Origin of the sequence: Rhodopseudomonas sp. BR0M22 (assembly GCF_010907035.1) — a bacterium.
Classification (GTDB): Bacteria; Pseudomonadota; Alphaproteobacteria; order Rhizobiales; family Xanthobacteraceae; genus Rhodopseudomonas.
Genome location: NZ_QUMK01000037.1, coordinates 1 through 19,217, shown reverse-complemented (window position 1 = coordinate 19,217; position 19,217 = coordinate 1). Strand labels below are relative to the sequence as shown.

The following is a 19,217-nucleotide window of genomic DNA, read 5'->3' as shown; positions in this document are numbered from 1 at the left end:
TATCTCAAGCTGCAGAAGAGGTGCCCTGGGCCGTGCCCGCCGGCTCGGTGTCGCGCTTGCGCAGGATGAAGCGCTGCAGCTTGCCGCTCGGCGTCTTCGGGAGTTGCTCCAGGAATTCGATCTCGCGCGGATAGGCATGCGCCGAGAGCCGCTTCTTGACGTATTGGCGCAGCTCCTCGGCCAGCGCCTCGCTCGGCGTCACGTCCTTGGCGAGCACCACATAGGCTTTGACGATCTCGGTGCGCTCGGGATCGGGCTTGCCGATCACCGCCGCCTCGATCACCGCCGCATGCTCGATCAACGCGCTCTCGACGTCGAACGGACCGATGCGATAGCCCGACGAGGTGATGACGTCGTCGGCCCGGCCGACGAAGCTGATCGACCCATCCGGCTCCAGCTCGACGGTGTCGCCGGTGCGGTAGTAACCGCCTTCGATCGCCGGCGTCTCCTGCTGCCAATAGCCGGAGAACCACATCAGCGGCGAGCGCTTCAGGTCAACGCTCAGCACGCCCGGCACGTTCGGCGGCAGTTCGTTGCTCTGCTCGTCGAGCACCGCGACGCGGAAGCCGGGCATTGCCAACCCCGCGGAGCCGGGATGCACGGTGTGGCGCAGCCGGTGGTGATTGTTCACCACCATGCCGAGTTCGGTCTGGCCGTAGTGATCGTGGATCGGCGCGGCGAGATGCTCGGCGAACCAGCGGATCACTTCCGGATTGAGCGGCTCGCCGGCGCTGCTGACGACGCGGAGCTGGCCCTTCACCGGCGCGGCAGCTTCCGGGCCCGCCGCGATCAGCAGCCGATACGCGGTCGGTGCGCCGGCCAGATTGGTGATGCCGCGGCGCTTGATCAGGCCGTAGGTGCTCTCGGCGGTGAACGGACCGTCGTAGAAGGTGGTGGCGTGGCCGTGCAGCAGCGGGCCGGTCACCGCGTAGTACAGGCCATAAGCCCAGCCGGGATCGGCGATGTTCCAGAAGATGTCGCCCGCGCGCAGGTCGACCGCATCGCGGATGTACGAATAGAACGCCGGCAGCGCGTTGATCGGCACCGGCACGCCCTTCGGCAGGCCGGTGGTGCCGGAGGTCGACATCATCAGGAACAGGTCGGTGCCCTTGCGCAGCACCGGCGCGAACTCGGTCGATTGCGCCGCGATCTCGGCATGGAAATCGAGATCGCCGAGCGGCGCGCTCTCGCCGGGGCGGGTCACGATCGCCACAGTCGGGCAATCGGCGACATCGGCGAGCTTGGCGCGATTGGCCACATCGGTGACAACCAGCTTGGCGGCACTCATCTTGACGCGGTGCTCGATCGCCTTGGGACCAAACGCGGTGAACAGCGGCTGATACACCGCGCCGGCGCGCCAGGTGCCGAGGATCAGCGCCAGCAGCTCGGGCGTGCGCGGCAGCATGCCGGCCACCACATCGCCGGGCTTCACGCCCTGCGCGACCAGCAGATTGGCGACGCGGGCCGCATAGTCCTTCATCTGGGCGAAGCTGAAAGATGCGGTGCGGCCGTCCTGGCTCTCCCAATCCAGCGCAACACCGCCGCCCGCGACATGACGATCGCAACATTCGATGCAAACGTTGATGCCGGTCGCGAAGTCGCCGTCGAACAGCGCTTCGAGATCCTCGCGGCGAAACCGCGCAAGAACGTCGGCGTAATCTTCGGTCGCTGCGACTGCAGGATGGGCGTTGCTCATGGTGTTTCTTCCCCTGCCCTCGTTGTTGGCACGAGGGTTTGACGCGAGTGGATTCACGGGGGCGGATTAAGCTGCGGAGCGCTGTGGCTTTCCAGGACCAAACTGACCTAGATTTGTGATCGGTTTTGCCACTTTCGAGAGAGGACCGGACGATTGGAGCGGCGGACGATTGCGCCTTTGTTCGTGGAAGAGGTCGCCGATTGCCTGCGCAGTGCCGGCATCGCGCCCGGGCCGGTGTTCGTTTCGGCCGGCCTGCCGGAGGTGGTGCGCGAGCGCGTCTCGGCCGCTCAATTCGGCGCGCTGTGGCTGGCGGTGGCCGAGACGATGGACGACGAGTTCTTCGGTCTCGGCGGCCGGCCGATGCGCCCTGGATCGTTCACGCTGCTCGGCCACGCGGTGCTCAACGCCGGCACGCTGCGGCAAGCGCTGAACCGTGCGCTGCGGTTCCTGAAGATCGCCCTGGACGATCCCAGCGGCGAACTGCGGATCGAGGGCGGCCTCGCCCGCATCGTGTTGCGGGACAAGACAGCGCCGCGCTCGGCCTTCGCCTACCGCACTTTCTGGATCATGGTGCACGGCATCGCCTGTTGGCTGGTCGGCCGGCGTCTGCCGCTGCGCCGGGTCGATTTCGCCTGCACTCCGCCGGCCTTTGCGGCGGACTATCGATCGTTCTTCGGCGCGCCGGTCAGGTTCGGCCAGCCGGAAAGCGCGCTGGTGTTCGACGCCGCGTTTCTCGAGCTGCGCACCAACCGCACCGAGCGGGCGTTGAAGGAGTTCCTGCGCCGGGCGCCGGCGAACATTCTGGTCCGCTACCGCCACGACGCCACGCTCACCGCGGCGATCCGCACCACGCTGCGGGCGAAGCCGCCGACCGCATGGCCGAACTTCGAGACGCTGGCGAAGCAGATGAAGATCCCCGCCTCGACGCTGCGCCGCCGCCTCAGCGCCGAAGGGCAGACCTATCAATCGATCAAGGACGAGATCCGCCGTGCGCTCGCCATCCGCTGGCTCGCCGAAAACGAAAAGCCGGTCGGCGACATCGCCGCCGACCTCGGCTTCGCCGAGCCCAGCGCGTTTCAGCGCGCGTTCCGGAAATGGATGGCGAAAAGCCCCGGCGCATTTCGCCGCGAGGCGATCGGGGGCTGAGGCATCGCGCGTGAAGCAATCCTGTTTTCGATAGAATCGAACCCGCGCTTCGGACAGCCTGCAACAGGCAGAACCTCATGGTGAGGAGGCGCGTAGCGCCGTCTCGAACCATGCGACGCAGGGAATGCGTTGCCCCATCCTTCGAGACGCCCGGCTTCGCCGTGCTCCTCAGGATGAGGACTCAGTGCCTTCGGAAAGGTCGGATCGTGTCAATCAAACGATGAACCGCTCTAGGCTCCCGATCGAATTCCCAAGGCTTCGCTGTTGCGCATCGCCAGCAGTGCCGCCTGGGTGCGATTGGCGACGTTCAGCTTCTGAATGATGCCCGCCACCTGGGACTTGACCGTGAATACGCTCATGTCCCGCTCCTTGGCGATCTGCCGATTGCTCTTCCCGCTCGCGAGATAGGGCAGCAGTTCCAATTGCGACGGCGTCAGCTCGCTGAAGACGTTCTGCTCTTGCGGCTGAGCTTTGGGGATCGTCAGCGTCGGGCTCCGATCCTGCGAAGCGGCGAGCGCTTCGACGATCGCGCCGCGGACGGCACCGATCATCACCGAGTCGGCCTGCGCCGTCGCGGCGGCTCCCTGCCCGATCATCAATGCGGACAGCTCCTGACGCCCGCCGAGCAGCACCGATAGATCGATGTGCAGCACCACGATCGTGTCGGGATTATCGTCCGACGGTGTCGCGACGATCAGGAAGTGCTTGCGTTCGCCGGCTTCCTCGCGCCAACTCACGGTCGAGAAAAAGTCGATGCTCTTCTCGGCCAGGCTCTTGAAGCCGCGCAGCAGTTCCAGCGAGTGCCGATCGGGTCGAATACAGGCGTCGAAATAGCTGCTGCCCAGCTTGGGTCTGGCTTGAGACGAACCGGACGTTGCCGGCTCGTCGCTGGATTCCAGAATCTTGCCGTTCCGATCGATCACCAGGGCGCTGATTCCCACTCCCCTGACGATCTTCGATAGATTCGCGCGCAGCATGACCGCAAGTGTCTGAAACAGTACGACAAATCGTCCCTACGAAGGACGGGCGAGAAGCCTGACCCCGTAATTGCACGGGACCCTAGTTCGGGTGTCGGAGAGTCGCCACCCCCAAATTTCGGTGGCGGTCCGTGCCGCCCTCAGACGGAGCTGCTGCGAGCGTTGCCCGCGCGATATTTCCGGCGGTCGCGCACGAACTCGACGGACGGCGTCGTTTGACGATCGCCCTGCTTGATCACAGCGGGTTCCGACGTCTGCTCGGACCATCCCGCGTCGGTCTCGTCGAGCAGATCGCGATAGATCTTCAGCGCGGTATAGAGCCGGTCTTCGCCGATCGCCTTGTTGGCGTTGTCGACCGCGGCAGCGGCAGCGGGCATCTCTTCGAGCAGGCGCTCGGTGGCTTCGGTATAGCTTTCGATCGTCGCCCCGTCCCGTCGCAGATACAGCTTCTGCAGACGCAGATAGACCTGGCGCAGGCTGGTGTCGGCGCGATCTTCGAGAATGGTGTTGGCTTGGCGCAGGACCGGCGCGAGCCCTTCGATCGAGAAGGTCGACGCTTCCGTCCAGCCGTTGATCAACGTCAGGGCGCCGATCTCGATCCGCTCGAAAGGCTTCAGCGTGATCTTCAGTCCGGATGACGGCTTTCGGCGCTGCGTCTTGGCGGCGTGCGTGGCGGTCATCTCGGCGAACGGCATTTGTTCTCTCCAGGATCAGGAAGAAAGGGCCGGCGACGTCGCCGCCGCCGGCCCCTTCGGTGTCGTTAACGCAGCAACTGCAGGACGCCCTGCTGAGACTGGTTGGCCAGCGACAGCGCGGACACCGCGATCGACTGGCGGGTGCTCAGCGCCTGGCTGTTCGCCGCTTCCTCGTTGGTGTCGGCCAGCGTCAGGTTCGCCGAACCGGTCTGCAGCACGTTGATCAGGCTCTTCGAGAAGTCCTGACGTGCCTGCACAACCGACAGGTTCGAACCGAACGCCGAGGCCTGCGACCGCAGCGTGGTCGAGGCGGCGCTCAGCTTGTCGAGGACCGCGTTGGTGGCCTTGTTGTCGATGAAGTCGACGCCCGACGACAGGTTCGACAGACCGAGGCCGGTCGGATCGAACGTGACGCCCTGGATCGAGATCGTCGACTTACCGGTTTCGTTGAACACCAGCTTCAGGTTGTCGCCGTTCAGCAGGTTGACGCCGTTGAACGAAGCGTCCTGAGCCGTGGTCTTGATCTGGTTCAGGATGTCGTTGAACTGCTTGACCAGACCCGCGCGGGTGTTCTGGGCATTGACGTCCGCAACCGGCGCCTGGGGCGTGGTGAAGGTCAGGCTCGTCAACGCCGTGCCGCCGAGCTCGCCGCCCTCGTTGCCGCCCAGGGTGTGGGAAGCGTAGTCGTTGGAGGTCGAGATCGTCAGCTTGCCGGTGGCGTTGTCGATCGCCGCCGACATGTTGTTGGCGGCCAGCGCAACGTTGAGCTGGGCCAGCGACTTGACGGTGCCGTTGGTGCCGTCGCCGAAGGTGACATTGACGCCCGCACCGCCGTTGAAGGAGGTGAAGCTCAAGGTCTTGCCGTTGAGGCTGCCGGCGCTCGCACCGCGCGACGCGGAGAACGAGCTGTCGGTGCCGCTCGGGCCGGTGAGGCCCAGCGCCGACATGGCGTTGCCGGTGCCGGTGATGCTGAGATCGGACTGCAGACCGGTCGAGATCTTCAGCATGCCGTTGGTGATCGACGAGTTGGCCGTACCAGTGGCGGTCGAAATCACCGCACCGGCATTGCCGAGAGTCGCCTTGCGGACGCCGGTGGCAAGGTCGATCGCCTTCATCACGTCGTCGAGCGTGCCCTTCTGCAGGTACACCGTCGAGTTGCCGTTGCCGTCAGTCTCGACATTGCCGGAGATGCCGGTGTGCGACGCGGAAGCCGTCGGCACCGCGGCGTTCTTGAAGGTGATGGTCTTGCCGTTCACGTTCAGCGTCGAACCGTCCTGAACCAGGGTGCCCAGCGTCGTACCGCTCGTGGTACGCGGCTTGGTCAAGGTCAGCGGGCCGGCGCCGGTCGCGGTGGTCAGGCCGAGATTCTTCAGCAGATCGGTCGGACCGGTCAGATTCAGGTCGGCACCCGACGAGCTCTGGATGGTCACGATGCCGCCGGCGACGGAGGACTCGGTCTGGCCGGCGCTGGTCGAGATCGTCGCAACGCCGTTCGAGATCGAAGCCGACTTGACACCATTGGCCAGATCGATCGCGGTCAGCACGTCACCGACGGTGGCGTTGGTGAAGTTGCCCTGGTTGCCGAGATAGATCGTCGAGTTGCCGTTGCCGTCGGTGCCGATACGGCCGAGAACACCGGTGCCCGAAGCGATATCGTTGCCCTGCGGCGCGTCCGAGGTCTTGAAGGTGATGGTCTTGCCGTTCACCGACAGGGTGGTGCCATCGGCGATCGCCGTGGTGGAGAGACCACCGTGGGTGTTGAACAACTGGGTCGAGCCCGAGATGTTCGCCGCAGAGCTGGTCGCAGCCGCGGTATCGACCTTGCCCGAGGTGGAATCGAGGCCGAGCTTGGCAAGCACCGCGCCGCCAGCGTTGTCGCTGATGGTCAGCGGGCTGTTGGTGCCCGAGTGCAGCTCAAGCTTACCACCAGTCACCTGCGAGGCGTTCGTGGTGTTGTTGTTGATGGTGTCGACGGTCTTGAGCAGAGCCGTCAGGTTCTGGTCGAGGCCGATCGTATAGTTGCCTTCGGAGTCCGCCTTCGCCGCACCGGCGGTGGTGAAGGTGATGGTCTTGCCGTTGACGGTGATCGCGTCGCCGGCGGCAGGGCCGGTCGCGGTCGTGGTCAGACCATTGGTCAGATCGCTGATCTTGGACGCGCCGGTGGCAGAGCCGCTGGCCGTTCCCACCGTCAGGGCGTTGCCGAGACCGGTGTTGTCGGCGGCGCCGACGACGGTCACGGCCGCAGAAGCCGCGATGCTGACGATCGTGCCACCGAGGGTGTCGGTGCTCGAGGCCGCATTGGTGCCGCCGGCGGTGCCGTCGAACACGACGTTGCTGCTGGCCACGGCGTTGCTGAAGCTCTGGGTGCCGCGCAGGTCGTCCGCAGTGGCGCCGGAGATGGTCGCCGACACGTTCGACTTGGTGGCGTAACCGGCAGTGGTCTGCAGAGCCTGGTTGGCGATCGACTTGGCGCTGTCCACCAGCTTGTTCAGCGAGGTGATGCCGGTGTTGGCGGCCTGCAGGATCTGCACGCCGTTGCCGATGCCGTCGAGCAGGTTGTTGATGTCGCTGGCGCGGCTGTCGAGCGAAGCGGCGGTGAAGAAGTTGGTCGGATTGTCGAGCGCCGAGTTCACCTTCTTGCCGGACGACAGGCGGCTTTGGGTGGTGGCGAGCAAATCAGCCGTAGCCTGGAGCGACGAGAGATTCTGGCGAACGGCGTTGGAAAGAACGATACCGGACATGGACTTTTGCCTTTCTGGGCAATGACGTGTCGTTGAGCCGAACTTTTCTGTCGGCTCGCCATTCTCAATTTCGCCGCGGAAAGGATCGTTGAACCGGCCAACGTCCGATCGGGCGTCGCCTTCACCCAATCGGACGTCCGCCGGGCAAGGTTTCGTTCACGGCCGGCGGGGCGCCGCGACGCGTTTCGTTGCGTGTTTCACACCTTGATTTCGACCAGCGGGATCTTCGGAATGGCGCCGGCCGCAAACGCCGAGAGATCGATTTCGAGGTAGTCGGTATCGAACCGCACCGGCACGTCGAACTGAAATCCGGCAGTCACGGCGGCGCCGGACGGCGGCAGATGGCCGGGCGCGAAGGTGACGAGACCAGTGGCGGAATCGCAGGCGAACGCGGCGGCCGCAGCCTCGACACCGCCGACCGCGACGCGAACGCTGCCGGCGACCGGCTTGGCGATGGTGCGCACATAGGGCGCAAAGCCCGCGCCGTAGGTCTTGACGAGTTGATAGCTGGCGCGCGCTCCGTCCCCGATGCCGATGCCCTGGTCCAGCGGCGAGATCGGCGCACCGGGCGCGGCGGAGCTGCAATCCAGCCGGTCGCGCCAGCGGAAGCCGGTGAGCGGGCCGCGGCGCTCCTCGAAGAACGCCACCACCTGCTGCAGCGCCTCGAACGTCTTGACGCCGTAACCGGCGTCGTAGCGCCGCCGCGAGTCCGCCCAGCGCGCGTTGCGCTGTTCGCGGCCCGACCCGAAGCCGACGATCTCGGTGCGCCGCTCCGGCCCGCCCGCGCTTTTCAGCGCGACGTCGAGCGGAAACAGGATTTCGTGGAAGGAGGTCATGCGATGAGTCCTTCATCGTCATTACGAGGAGCACCCGGATCGGCGCGACGCGCCGTCCGGCCACGGGCTCCGCGACGAAGCAATCCAGGCTCAGCACATCAAGGAACTGGATTGCTTCGCTGTGCTCGCAATGGCGTGGATGGAAGGCCGCGGGCTCAAAGCCCGCGCTGGCCGCGCGCGACGGCGCGGGCGATCTGGCCGGTGAGGTAAGTCTCGGAGCGGCGGAAGCTGTCGGCGTCGGGCGTCGCGATCTGGATGTTCACCGTGGTGGCGCCGCCGCTGGAGGCGACGCCGAGCCGGCCGTCGGCGCCGCGTGACAGCGGCAGGATCGCCTCGGGGCCCGCCTCGCCGGCAAGACCGACGCCGCCGCCGAGCATCGGGAAGTAGGTCGGCGTGCCGATCACGCCGCCCGATGCGAACGGCTTGATCGCACCGTCGGCGTTCTTGGCGGTGGTGCCGCCGAACAATCCCGAGAACAGGCTGTCGAAGCCGCTGGCGAGACTGGTGGTCAGCGGCTTCAGCGCCGCCTTGACCGCCAGATCCGAGACCTTCAGCGCCAGCGACTTCAGCACGTCCTCGAACTGCTTGCCGCCGGTGATCGACTGCGAGAACGCCGAGGTCATCGCCCGCGCGAAGCCCTTGGCTTCGCTGCTGAGCGCCTGGGTCTTGGTGGTGAGTTGCTCCACCTTCTGCGTCGTCTCCTCGACGCAGCCGCAGTCGCAGCTCTCGCTGGTGCCATCGCTCGTCATCGCATCAGCTCCTGGTGATCCGGATAGCGCCGCATCAGCTCGTCGAGCGCGGCGCGGCCGAGCGGCGCCGTTGCGCCGCCGCGCAGGCCGGCGATCGCGGCGGCGAGTTCGCGCGGCGTCATCCGCCAGAACTGATCGGGCGGCAGCCGCAGCACGCCGAGGCCGAACTGCATCGCCTCCGCCCACGGAAACGGCGTCACGCCGCGGCCTCGCCGAAGGTCGCTGCCAGCAACTCGGCCGCGATGCCGGCATAGCCGGCGGCGCCGCCGCTCACCTTCATCGCCGCGACCTCGTCGTCGCGCACCGCCTCGCCGGCGCCGCGCAGGCCCGCGGCGATGATCCGGACCAGATCGCGCGCCGACAGATGCCCGCTGCCGAAGCGCTGCGCCAGTGCGACGAGATCAGTGGCAGCGAACGCGGCTTCGAGTTCGGCGAGCGCGCCGAGCGTCAGCACCAGCGTGCGGGTGCGGCCGCCGAGTTCGGCTTCGATCTCGCCGCGATGTCTGTTGGCCATCGTGTCCTCCTAGATGGCGACGAAGCCGAGCGCGCCGGCGCTCTCCAGCGTCAGGTCGAAGGTGACTTCGCCGTTGTGTTCGCCGGCGAATTCGAGGCTGGCGATCTGGAACGGCCCGGCGATGCTGCCGAAATCCGGCACCACCACCTGGCAGTCGCTGATCAGCCCGCTGAAGAACGCACTGCGCACCAGCGCGTCGGAGCTGGAATCCTTGAACAGGCCGCGGCCGGAGATCGAGGCGCGGCGCACCCCGGCGCCGGCCAGCAGCTCGCGCCAGCGGTCGGCGGATTCGGCGTGGGTGATATCGACCAGTTCGGCGTTGAACGCGATCTTGCGGCTGCGCAAGCCGGCGACGGTGACGTAGTTGGTGCCGTCGTGGATCTTGAGCAGCAGATCCTTGCCCTTCTGTGCGCCCATGCGCGGCTCCTGCTAACTAACTGGTTCGGTGACGGCGCGAAATCGCACCAAGGCGTGATAGGTGCGGCCGTCGGGCTCGCGGCGGATGTCGGCGAGCGCGAACCGCAGATTGACGAGGCGATGGCCGGACGGGGCCAGCGGCGCATCATCCAGCGCCTGCAGCAGCGCGCCGGTGATGAGGTGCGCCTCCTTGTGGCCGCCCTGCCGCGACCAGGCGTGCAGCGTCAGTTGATGCTCCTGGGTCGGCGCGTCGTCGGCGGAGACGTCGCTGATCCGCGCTTCGCCGAGGGTGACGAACGGAAACGCCGCCTCGCGCGGCGGCTCGTCGTAGATCCGCGGCCCGCCGAGCGCGGCGAGCAGCGCGGTGTCGGTGATCAGCGCGCGGTGGATCGCCGCGCGCAGCGCAACGCTGGCAGGGGTCATGTCTGCTCCGTCTCGGCGTCGATCTCGAGCAGCGCGCCGCGCTCGCGGCTGCGCCAGGCGATGATGCGGTACACGCTGTCGCCGTCCGCGAGCCGGTGCGCGCGTGACAGCGCCACGCCGGCGCGCAGCGTGATCTTGGCGCGCAGCGCGGCAAGATCTTGATCGGCCGCGACGCCCTCGCGCGCGGCGAGCGGCGTCACGCTGGCCCACACCACCGCCTGCGCCGCGTAACTCCGCGCCACGCCGCCCTGCCCGTCGTCGGTCTCGACCGGCGCCAGCAGTGTCAGCCGGCGGTTCAAGCGGCCGGGATCGATCACAGCGTCACCGTGCGATAGCCCGCGATCATCGCAGCGACGCCGCCAGGCAGCACCGCGGAGCCGGCTCCGGACGCAGCGTCGCCGCGGTTGTCGTACCACTGCGCCGCCAGCAGGCGCACCGCGTGGCGCAGCGGCGGCGGGACATCGTCCGGCGCGGTGCCGTAGCCGAGTTCGAGGTCGAGCTCGATGCCGGCGACCGGGCGCCCCGGCTCCGGCAGCGCCCAGCGCGGCGCCGCGATCACGTCGGCGGCGAGATCGAGCACGAAGCCGGCGGGATCGACATCGTGCGCGGCGCCGTGCGCGTCGTAGGTCCGCACCGCGATCAGCGCCCGCAGCGGGCCGCCACGCAGCACGATGCGGCCGTCGCGCGGCCAGGCATCCAGCACCAGCCGCCAGCGCTGCGCCAGCAGCATCTTGCCGGTCCAGGCTTCGATCTGGGCCCGCGCCGCGGTCAGCAGCGAGGCGATCACCGCGTCGTCGGCGTCGTGCTCGACGCGCAGGAAGCTCTTCAGATCCGTGATGGTCCACGGCTCGGCGGCCGGCCCGGCCAGCAGCAGCATCGGCATGGTGGTTCCTCATGGTTGGTGATCGGCGATTGACAGCGCCGCGGCGGCGGGCGAAACGCGCCGGCATGATCCGCTCGCTCACATTCGGCTGTCTGCTCGTCGCCGCGCTGGCCTCACCGGCCGCCGCAATGGTCGGCGGCGCGCCCGAGGCGACCGGCGCGCTTTCCCGCGCCCTGGTCACCATCGTCGGCTCGCGCGGCAATTTCTGTTCGGGAACGCTGATCGCGCCCGATCTGGTGCTGAGCGCCGCGCACTGCGTCGGCCCCGGCGCGGACTACAAGGTGGTGCATTACGACGCGCAGCGGCAGCCCAGCCTGCGCGATGTCGCCCGCGTCGCGGCGCATCCGGAATTCGACATGGGCGCGATCCTCGGCCACCGCGCCAGCGCCGACGTCGCGCTGCTCAAGCTCGCCGCGCCGCTGCCCGGCAAGGCGCCGCTGCCGATCGCGGCGCCGGAGGATCCGCTCGCCGCCGGCCAGGACTTCACCGTCGCCGGCATCGGCGTCACCCGGCGCGGCGACGGCAAGAGCGGCGGCACTGCCCGCAGCGCGACGCTGACCGCGACCGGCCGCCCCGGCCGGCTGCAGATCCGCCTCACCGATCCCGCCGCCACCGGCGGCAGCGCGGGCTTAGGCGCCTTCACCGGCGATTCCGGCGGCCCGGCGCTGCAGGCGCAGAACGACCGGCTGGTGGTGATCGGCGTGGTGTCGTGGTCGACCGGCCCCGGCAACAGCGCCGGCTGCGGCGGCCTCACCGGCGTCACCCCGCTGACGCTGTACCGCGACTGGATCGCCCGCACCGCGCAAAGCTGGGGCTCGGCGCTCAGCCGATAGCTCGTCATCGCGAGGCGGCGCAGCCGACGACGCGATCCAGAGGCTCGGTGCACGGCGCCTGGATTGCTTCGCTGCGCTCGCAATGACGGGGAAAACGCCGATGGTTAATCTTTATTAACCATAATCGCCCACCCTCGCGGCATCTCACTCCGGAGTGCCGCCATGTTGCGTGTCGTGCTGCTACTGCTGATCGCGTTGCCGCTGGCCTGGCCCGCGCGGGCGGCCGATCTGCCAATGCACAGCAAGATCGGCAAGATCTTCGCCGAGCCGCAACCGAAGCCGCGCGGCGTGCGGCAATCGCTGGAGATGGAAAGCGGCACGCCGGTGTATGCGCCGGAGGTCGACGTGCCGCCGATCGTGCACGGCTACTACGGCAAGCCGCGCTCGTATCTGTACCGCAGCTATTACGGCACCGATCCGAACCTGATCTTCGGCCGCCTGCCCTACGCCTGCGGCTGGTACGGCTACTGCTGAGCGCTGCTTCGCCTTCTGGTAGGATGGGTTGAGCGTCAGCGAAACCCATCATCCACCCCAAGCAGGTCTGGTAGGATGGGTTGAGCGCAGCGAAACCCATCGGCCCCCCGCAATCGCGTGATGGGTTTCGCTGCGCGCGGGCCCATCCTACACGCGACACCCTCGCCGCCTTCACAGCAGCCGCACCCGCGGGCCGCCGGCATTGGCGCCTTTCACCAGCGCGGTGACGGCCCAGACAAGTGCGTCGAGCCGGTCGGGCGAGCGGCTATTCGACAGGCCGCCGGGGCCGAAGTCGCACATCTCGTCTTCGAGCAGCGGGAAGCTGCCGACGTGCTTGACCTTGGCCTGTTCGTACAGCGCCGCCACCGGCTCGGCGCGGACGTATTTGCCGCGGCTCGCCCGCACCTCGCGGATCGGCACCACCGAATCCGTCTCGCGGATCACCGCCCGCACCATCTCGCCGCCCATGTTGATTTCGGCGACGATCGCATCGGCCTCGAGCCGGTGATACAGCCCCACCGCCTTGGCGGCCCAGCCGGCCGGCGTCAGCCCCTGCGCCGAAGCGTCTTCCAGCACGAAATACACGCCGTCGCCGCTGCGCCCCACCGCGACGATGCCGCAGCTGTCCGCGCCCGGCTTCGACGACGCCGGCGGGTCGATCGCCACCACGATGCGCTGCAGCGGCGGCGCCTCGGCGACGCGGCTGCGCTCGATCAGCGCCCGCGACCACAGCGCGTCGGGGCGGTCCTCGATCAGATCGCCGTCCAGCTCCTGCCGGCCGAGCCGCGTGCCGGCATAGCGCGCCACCACATTGTCGAGAAACGCCGGCGACAGATGCTCGGCATTGGCGCGGGTCGGCGCCCGCGTCACCCGCGTCCGCGGATCGACCAGGAGCCGCTTGATCAGCGGCAACGGCCGCGGCGTCGTGGTGATCAGTTGCCGCGGCCGGGAGCCCAGCCGCAGCCCGAATTGCAGCATGTCGAAGCTGGCTTCGGCGTAGCGCCACTTCGCCAGCTCGTCGCACCACGCCGCCTCGAATTGCGGACCGCGCAAAGAGTCCGGATCGTCGGCGGAGAACACCTGGCCGACCGCGCCGTTCGGCCATTCCAGCCGCTTGCGGGTGGCGATCCATTCCGGCCGCTCGGCGCGCGGCGAGATCCGTAAGAGGCCGGATTCGCCCTCGACCATCACCTCGCGGGCGTCGTGCCAGCTCTCGCCGATCAGCGCGATCCGGCCATAAGGCCGCGCCGCATAAGGCGGCGTGCCGGCGACCAGCGCCCGCACCCATTCGGCGCCGGCCCGCGTCTTGCCGGCGCCGCGGCCGCCGAGCATCAGCCAGGTGGTCCACGGCGCGCCGTTATTGCCGGCCTCTTCATGCTCCTGATGCGGATGCGCGAACACCGCAAAATCATGCCCCAGCGTCGCCAGCGTCCGCAGCCCGGTCGCGCGCAGAAAGCTCTCGGTCAGTCCCGCCGCGGACAAACGCCTCAATGCGGCGCGCAAGCTCCAGACGGAATCCATCGGCATCGGCGGGCATCTCGTCATCGGCGGCGCTGAGCGCGCGCTCGGGATCGCGAAGCTGGCGGACCTTGAACAGCGTCTGCGTCAGCGCCGCCAGCGTGCGGGCGATCCGCTCGGCCTCGACCGCGCGGCTGGCCGGGTCGGCCCCGGCGTCCTCGCGCAAGTCTTCGACCTTACGAAGCTGGGTCTCGACCGCGCGCTCCAGCCGAAGCGCCAGCGACAGCACCGCTTCGGGTGCAGCAGGCGCGGCCGGATCGGCCGGCTGCGGCGCCCCCGTCTCGGTCGCTGCCGTGTCTGTCACAGCGCTTGCCTCCGCTTCGCACGCCACGGCCTGCGCCGGCGGCGGCAACGCCGCCACCGCCTCGCCGGCCTCCGCGGCGCGCGCCTGCAGCAGGGTCGCGGCGGCATCGAGCTGCATCTGCAAGGTCTCCGGCAGGTCGCGCGGCGGCCGGTGCTTGCGCAACCGCCAGCCCTGCTGTTCGGCGAGCCGCTCGATCGTGCTGCGATCGGCGTCGACACTCGCGGCGATGCTCTCGACGGTGTCGTCGCTGTCCTCGTAGCGACGCCGGATATGCGCAATAGCCGCGTCGGAAAACCGGACCGCCCGCGGCACAGGCGTCAACCGCTGTCGGCTCCACCGCGATGCCCAGCCCTCGCTCTCCGCCAGCTTGCCCAGGCAGCGCCGATTGGTGCCGAACCGCGCCGCCACGTCGGCCAGCGGCACGTCAGTCTCTTCATAAAGCCGCCTCGCCTCCGCCAGCCCCTCAGGCGGAAAACCGCGCGGCAGATAGCGGCGCGGCGGAGGATTGTCGGACATGGCAGCTCCCTTACCAGCGCGTCTCGGGTCACGCCGTAGCACCAGCGTCCATGCGGCCCGGCAATCACCGGCTCCGCCGTCATGCCCGACCCTGTGCCGGGCATCCACGCCTTGCAGCGCCGACCGGCGGATCAGCGAGCGCGCCGTTGCGGCGGCACGACAGCGCTGCCATGCTGCAGCCAGCCGCACCGCCACCCAGGCGACCGCAGCGGCGCAGACGAACTCGGCGCCAGCCATGACCACGATGACCTACAAGGGCTACACCGCCACAGCCGAATACGACCCCGACGTCGGGATCTTCCACGGCGAGGTCGCCGGTACGCAGGACGTCATCACCTTTCAGGGCAAATCCGTCGCTGAACTGAAGAAGGCGCTGGCTGGCTTGATCGAGGACTACCTGGTGTTCTGCAAGGAGCGCGGCGAGGATGTCAACAAACCGTTTTCAGGCTGACGCGCAAACTAACATCGATCCGGCGCTGTCAGCTGGTTCCCTCTGGCCTGCCCGAGCCACCATCGCACTCGAACTTCAAGTGCCGAGAAAACCGTCAGCAGGCGCAACACCGATAGTCCTGCATCACATCGAATCTTGCGAACCATCATTTGATTGCACCGTCCGATTGGGTCGATGGATTCGATCAGTCAAATAGAATAGGCCAAGCAGCGTATTAGCGAGCACGTTAGCTAATGAAAACGAGTACACAATCCAGAATGCTACGAAAACCGGGACGTGGAGAGAAGTACCCGAAAGAGCATACTTATCGAGCACCATGTAGACGTAGCCAAGCACGTACAACGCGAGCGTAACCAGCGCCATATAACCAAAAAGAAACGACAGGAATCTTCGCCGCGACAATTTCTCCATGTAAATCTCAGTATTCACTCGATGCTCCAGCCGCACTCCCGGCTCGCCAGGCATCGGGTCGTCCATCTCCGCTTTACCAAAGGTCGCAACTGCCGCTAGCGCAGCTATATAGAACCCTGTCAGAACGCCCAGAAAGCTACTGATTTTCTCAACGATATTTAGTCCCGCGGCGCCCTCGGCCCTAAACTCGCTTGACAACAATGGACTAGCGAAGAAGACCGCGAAAACAAGCGGGATTCCCCAGTCGAATTTCCATTTTTCTGGATGATCGATTTTCAGGTACTGGAGTGGAACAAAGATGCGCCACATCGGCCTAATCCAGAAGGTTTTTCATCTTCGAGACTAATTCGTCGCTAATACTCTCAGAGATATCCGGCAGCGGAAGATCGAGCTCAATCTCGGACGACTTCACAAAGACCGCCTCACCAGCATCCTGCCTGGCCACATCTACCCTGGCGGATTGAGGGCGAGTTAATTCTGGATCACGCCAGCGGACCCTCATTGAAGCATACCCCTTTCGTCGCGCATACAGCTTGAGCTTCTCAATTAGTTTCAGACCTTCTCCATCGGGCAATGATCTCGAAATTGAGAGGCTCAAATCTCGCCGCGCCGTCTTGATAAACTTTCCTTCGTCAAACCCAAAATCCTCTTCGATGTAATCGACCAGATCAACGTGGAGCAATCGCCCCTCGGTAAGCGAGTCCCGAAGACGATCGGATGCGTGCCCCGCCAACTCAACCATCGGACGCGTCTTGATCTCGCTTCCCCCTTCTCTGCGAAACGTAAGATGCCTTTCTTCGCTGATCACCTTGAACTCCGATCGAATAAAGCTCTGAATTAGAGTTCGGCCAAAGCCACTAACATCCTCATAGACCATGCGATAGAGATGTCCGCCATTTTGGGTTGGGCGGGTGCAAAGGACAGCATGCACCGACAGTCCACCTGCCTCGTCCGCATGGCGCTTTGGAATTCTAACTTTACCAGTGGCGAAATTTGTGAAGCCAGGATCAGCCTTGTCTCGATCTCCCAGGTTCAGCAACAAGGCAATCGCCGGCTTACCGCCCTTGGTGCGCACCTGCTTGATCGCAGATAGACGGATCACACGTCGCTCGTTATCGATTACTTGGCATGCACTCCCCGTCTCCGATCGCCTTTGTAAGTACGGTATAAATTCCTGGAGCGGGAGGGCCGGTGCATCGCTTGGATGCGGCGCCATCGCCAAGTCAAAATACAGGATATAGCGAGATGTCGCCTTCAGCATCAAAGCCCCCAAGAGAGTTGTGGAGGCAGAAGTTCCACAACCAAGCGCAGGCAATCAACCGGTATTTCGTCTTTATCCCAGGGTTCTGTGGTCGCTCAAAATGCCAATTTCCAAAATCCTTCAGAGACATACGGCTCGATAGGCAGACTCTTGCTCGTCGCTACAGCCCGAGCGAAATGTCACAAGCTTGACGGCATCGAAATCCTACACGCCGCCACCGCGCGCTTAGCGACGCTGAAGAGGATGGACGGCTTGACCGAAATGCGGACCCACGCAGCTCGCCCTGCCTGTCAACGATTGGAGTGCTGCGGCGGAAGCGCCTCAGCATCCGACTGTTCGGCCAGTTTCTCGGCGCATCAGCAGCGTCTGTGACTCCTTCATCCACGGCAGAGAAGCTGCACGGCCGGCCCTTGTCCGGGAAGCTCCTGTCTTGCAGCCAAGCCGATCGTCCCGGAAGGATGCCGTTCCTCTGCAGCCGCACCGACCGGATCGGTCTTATGCTGGTAGATGTCAAAACCCTGACGGGCAATTGGGACGCGGGTTACGCGCTGCATCAGCACGTTCTGTCGAGCACCTATCTCGGTGATGACGAGCACGGGCACCCGCGGTTTGACACCGTTCGATCAGAACCGGGCGAGGCGCTGTACAAGCTGAAATATCGTTCGGATTGGACACAAGCGGGTCCGCTCGCGGACCAGCTAAGGCAGTCGTTGCTGCCGCGGTTTAGAGAGGTCGGCCTGATCGTGCCGATGCCCCCAACCCTGCACCGGGTGCGGCAGCCGGTCGCCGAAATTGCCACTCAGCTCGGGCGCTTGGCGGAACTTCCCGTTTTCACCGATTTGCTGAGCAAAACAGCGCGCGTCGGGGCCCCACAACTGAAGAGCTTGACCGGGAAGGACGAGAAAGCCGCTGCCCTTGCAGGCTGTTTTGCGGTAAAAGACGCTATCGGTGGCAACGGGCGGTGGAACGCCCTGCTGCTGGACGATTTGTTCGATACAGGAGCGTCGATGGAGGCCGCCAGTACGGCGCTTCGGGCCTATCCCAAGATCGGCAAGATCTACGCTGCAACGATTACAAAGACGTAGCTCATGACCACGGTGTTCATCGCAGGCTCGATCTCGATCAGTCGTCTCGACAAGCAGGTCGAGCAGCGGATCGCCACGATCGCCGGTTCGGACCTCGACGTCGTGGTCGGTGACGCCGATGGAGCAGACACGTCGATTCAAAACTGCCTGGCGGAGCATGGCGCCGTAAGAGTGACGGTGTATTGCAGTGGCGAGACGCCGCGCAACAACGTCGGTAATTGGCCGGTGCAGACCGTATCGACGACCGCCGCAGCCGGCAGCCGGGCGTTCTTCACCGCCAAAGACCGCGAGATGGCGCGCGTCAGTGACGTCGGCCTGATGGTGTGGGACTGCAAGAGTACCGGCACGCTGTCCAACATCATCGAGCTTTTGGCGCGCGGCCGGAAGACCGTCGTGTTCATCAACAAGAGCAAGACATTCGTAACGGTGGCGGATGCCGGCGGGCTGCAATCGCTGGTCTCGGCGATGTCGGACCATGCCCGCGCCAAAGCCGACGACAAGATCAAGCTCAACGCCCGCATGCAGTCGCTGACGCCGAACCAGCTTTCGCTGGCGGTTTAGTCGTTTCCTTCCTGTTGACACCGAGTCGCTGAGCGCTGCGAGACGCAGGAGCGCGCGGCAACTACTGCAGCGTCGCATCATTTCGGCTTGAACGTCCCATCATCCAGAAAGTCCAGGCACATGCCGGCGTCACCGGCTTGCGGAAACCATTTCGAGGATACGATCGCTTCGAGCTGCTCACGCGCCTTCACTGGTGCGACGGCGAGCGTGAGCTTTGCGGCCTGAAGCCGCACCTGCATATTGGGGTATTCGAAAAGGCTCAGAAGCGCGGTGCGCTGGTCGCCGTCGCGCGCTTTTAATTCGTCCGCAATCTCCGCCATCACGCCGAACAGCCGATTGAACCTGGCGATCTGGTTGCCGAGCAAGGCGTCGTCCTGTTCGACCGTGACTTTGGCGAATAGAGCCACGAGATCTTGCGTCGTCATCCGGTACAGATCCAGCTTACTCATGGCTCCGACCTCCGGCGGCGGCCCGCCTCCATGGGCTGTGCGTATGTGCGCTTCGACTGCGGGCGAATTCGCGACCGAGTTATCAGCGCTCGACCTCCGCTCGAAATACCGCAGATAGAGCAGACCTGTTGTTCAACTCCGAACGCTGCCAGGACTACTCGCCGACATCAAGTCCCGCTCGTGATCGAGCGCTCAAGGACATCGGCTGCGATGCTTTGGCACTCGGTATACAGGTGGTCGGTGGGTTACGGCGCTACGCGCCTAACCCTGTCCCTTA

The 19,217-nt window shown here is 65.9% G+C and carries 23 protein-coding genes; 6 read left to right on the top strand and 17 right to left on the bottom strand.

Annotated features, from left to right (window positions below; genetic code table 11):
- Positions 1-4: 4 nt before the first annotated feature.
- Positions 5-1,696, bottom strand: coding sequence for an AMP-binding protein (locus DY468_RS13635; RefSeq protein WP_164605342.1), 1,692 nt, complete (start codon positions 1,694-1,696; stop codon positions 5-7).
- A 153-nt stretch (positions 1,697-1,849) separates the two neighbouring features.
- On the opposite strand from DY468_RS13635, the gene DY468_RS13630 reads away from it, so the two are divergent.
- Positions 1,850-2,842, top strand: coding sequence for an AraC family transcriptional regulator (locus DY468_RS13630; RefSeq protein ID WP_164605341.1), 993 nt, complete (start codon positions 1,850-1,852; stop codon positions 2,840-2,842).
- 230 nt (positions 2,843-3,072) lie between these two features.
- On the opposite strand, the gene DY468_RS13625 is transcribed toward DY468_RS13630, so the two are convergent.
- The 11 genes from DY468_RS13625 to DY468_RS13575 form a co-directional block, all read right to left on the bottom strand.
- A complete protein-coding gene (locus DY468_RS13625; RefSeq protein ID WP_349644277.1) occupies positions 3,073-3,783 on the bottom strand; it encodes a helix-turn-helix transcriptional regulator in 711 nt (236 codons plus the stop codon).
- Between the two features lie 176 nt (positions 3,784-3,959).
- Positions 3,960-4,514 (bottom strand): flagellar biosynthesis repressor FlbT, encoded by a 555-nt coding sequence (locus DY468_RS13620; RefSeq protein ID WP_164605339.1) that lies wholly within the window; start codon positions 4,512-4,514, stop codon positions 3,960-3,962.
- A 65-nt stretch (positions 4,515-4,579) separates the two neighbouring features.
- Complete coding sequence (locus DY468_RS13615; RefSeq protein WP_164605338.1) at positions 4,580-7,255, bottom strand: DUF1522 domain-containing protein; 2,676 nt, start codon at positions 7,253-7,255, stop codon at positions 4,580-4,582.
- A 197-nt stretch (positions 7,256-7,452) separates the two neighbouring features.
- The gene (locus DY468_RS13610; RefSeq protein WP_164605337.1) at positions 7,453-8,091 is read right to left on the bottom strand and encodes a TIGR02217 family protein; all 639 of its coding nucleotides are present in this window, start codon (positions 8,089-8,091) and stop codon (positions 7,453-7,455) included.
- A 155-nt stretch (positions 8,092-8,246) separates the two neighbouring features.
- On the bottom strand, positions 8,247-8,840 hold the full coding sequence (locus tag DY468_RS13605; protein ID WP_164605336.1) for a phage tail tape measure protein: 594 nt from the start codon (positions 8,838-8,840) through the stop codon (positions 8,247-8,249).
- A complete protein-coding gene (locus DY468_RS13600) occupies positions 8,837-9,040 on the bottom strand; it encodes a rcc01693 family protein (protein WP_164605335.1) in 204 nt (67 codons plus the stop codon). The genes DY468_RS13605 and DY468_RS13600 overlap by 4 nt, the downstream gene beginning before the upstream one ends.
- Positions 9,037-9,354, bottom strand: coding sequence for a gene transfer agent family protein (locus DY468_RS13595; protein ID WP_164605334.1), 318 nt, complete (start codon positions 9,352-9,354; stop codon positions 9,037-9,039). The genes DY468_RS13600 and DY468_RS13595 overlap by 4 nt, the downstream gene beginning before the upstream one ends.
- Positions 9,355-9,363: 9 nt before the next feature.
- Positions 9,364-9,771, bottom strand: coding sequence for a phage major tail protein, TP901-1 family (locus tag DY468_RS13590; protein ID WP_164605333.1), 408 nt, complete (start codon positions 9,769-9,771; stop codon positions 9,364-9,366).
- A 12-nt stretch (positions 9,772-9,783) separates the two neighbouring features.
- Positions 9,784-10,194 (bottom strand): DUF3168 domain-containing protein, encoded by a 411-nt coding sequence (locus DY468_RS13585; protein ID WP_142882332.1) that lies wholly within the window; start codon positions 10,192-10,194, stop codon positions 9,784-9,786.
- Complete coding sequence (locus DY468_RS13580) at positions 10,191-10,511, bottom strand: head-tail adaptor protein (RefSeq protein WP_164605332.1); 321 nt, start codon at positions 10,509-10,511, stop codon at positions 10,191-10,193. The genes DY468_RS13585 and DY468_RS13580 overlap by 4 nt, the downstream gene beginning before the upstream one ends.
- The gene (locus DY468_RS13575; RefSeq protein ID WP_164605331.1) at positions 10,508-11,077 is read right to left on the bottom strand and encodes a head-tail connector protein; all 570 of its coding nucleotides are present in this window, start codon (positions 11,075-11,077) and stop codon (positions 10,508-10,510) included. Before DY468_RS13575 ends, DY468_RS13580 begins: the two co-directional genes overlap by 4 nt.
- Positions 11,078-11,142: 65 nt before the next feature.
- Between DY468_RS13575 and DY468_RS13570 the strand changes: the two genes are divergently transcribed.
- Positions 11,143-11,910 (top strand): S1 family peptidase, encoded by a 768-nt coding sequence (locus DY468_RS13570; protein ID WP_164605330.1) that lies wholly within the window; start codon positions 11,143-11,145, stop codon positions 11,908-11,910.
- Positions 11,911-12,072: 162 nt separating this feature from the next.
- Positions 12,073-12,384 carry a hypothetical protein gene (locus DY468_RS13565; protein WP_142882328.1) on the top strand — a complete coding sequence of 104 codons (312 nt, stop codon included), beginning with the start codon at positions 12,073-12,075 and terminating at the stop codon, positions 12,382-12,384.
- A gap of 171 nt (positions 12,385-12,555) precedes the next feature.
- Here DY468_RS13565 and DY468_RS13560 read toward each other — a convergent pair whose 3' ends face one another.
- Positions 12,556-13,905, bottom strand: a complete 1,350-nt coding sequence (locus DY468_RS13560; RefSeq protein WP_502706225.1) for a DNA-packaging protein — start codon at positions 13,903-13,905, stop codon at positions 12,556-12,558.
- Complete coding sequence (locus DY468_RS13555) at positions 13,793-14,959, bottom strand: hypothetical protein (protein ID WP_246700974.1); 1,167 nt, start codon at positions 14,957-14,959, stop codon at positions 13,793-13,795. Before DY468_RS13555 ends, DY468_RS13560 begins: the two co-directional genes overlap by 113 nt.
- Here DY468_RS13555 and DY468_RS13550 point away from each other — a divergent pair.
- Positions 14,958-15,173, top strand: a complete 216-nt coding sequence (locus DY468_RS13550; RefSeq protein ID WP_205512299.1) for a type II toxin-antitoxin system HicB family antitoxin — start codon at positions 14,958-14,960, stop codon at positions 15,171-15,173. The genes DY468_RS13555 and DY468_RS13550 overlap by 2 nt on opposite strands.
- Before the next feature lie 123 nt (positions 15,174-15,296).
- On the opposite strand, the gene DY468_RS13545 is transcribed toward DY468_RS13550, so the two are convergent.
- The gene (locus DY468_RS13545) at positions 15,297-15,893 is read right to left on the bottom strand and encodes a hypothetical protein (protein WP_164605329.1); all 597 of its coding nucleotides are present in this window, start codon (positions 15,891-15,893) and stop codon (positions 15,297-15,299) included.
- A 4-nt stretch (positions 15,894-15,897) separates the two neighbouring features.
- Positions 15,898-16,686 carry a hypothetical protein gene (locus DY468_RS13540; protein ID WP_164605328.1) on the bottom strand — a complete coding sequence of 263 codons (789 nt, stop codon included), beginning with the start codon at positions 16,684-16,686 and terminating at the stop codon, positions 15,898-15,900.
- Positions 16,687-17,342: 656 nt separating this feature from the next.
- Between DY468_RS13540 and DY468_RS13535 the strand changes: the two genes are divergently transcribed.
- Both DY468_RS13535 and DY468_RS13530 read left to right on the top strand, forming a co-directional pair.
- Positions 17,343-17,930: a ComF family protein gene (locus DY468_RS13535; RefSeq protein WP_164605327.1), complete on the top strand. Its 588-nt coding sequence runs from the start codon at positions 17,343-17,345 to the stop codon at positions 17,928-17,930.
- Between the two features lie 3 nt (positions 17,931-17,933).
- Positions 17,934-18,491: a hypothetical protein gene (locus tag DY468_RS13530; RefSeq protein WP_164605326.1), complete on the top strand. Its 558-nt coding sequence runs from the start codon at positions 17,934-17,936 to the stop codon at positions 18,489-18,491.
- Positions 18,492-18,568: 77 nt separating this feature from the next.
- On the opposite strand, the gene DY468_RS13525 is transcribed toward DY468_RS13530, so the two are convergent.
- Positions 18,569-18,940, bottom strand: coding sequence for a DUF2019 domain-containing protein (locus DY468_RS13525; RefSeq protein ID WP_164605325.1), 372 nt, complete (start codon positions 18,938-18,940; stop codon positions 18,569-18,571).
- Between the last annotated feature and the right edge of the window lie 277 nt (positions 18,941-19,217).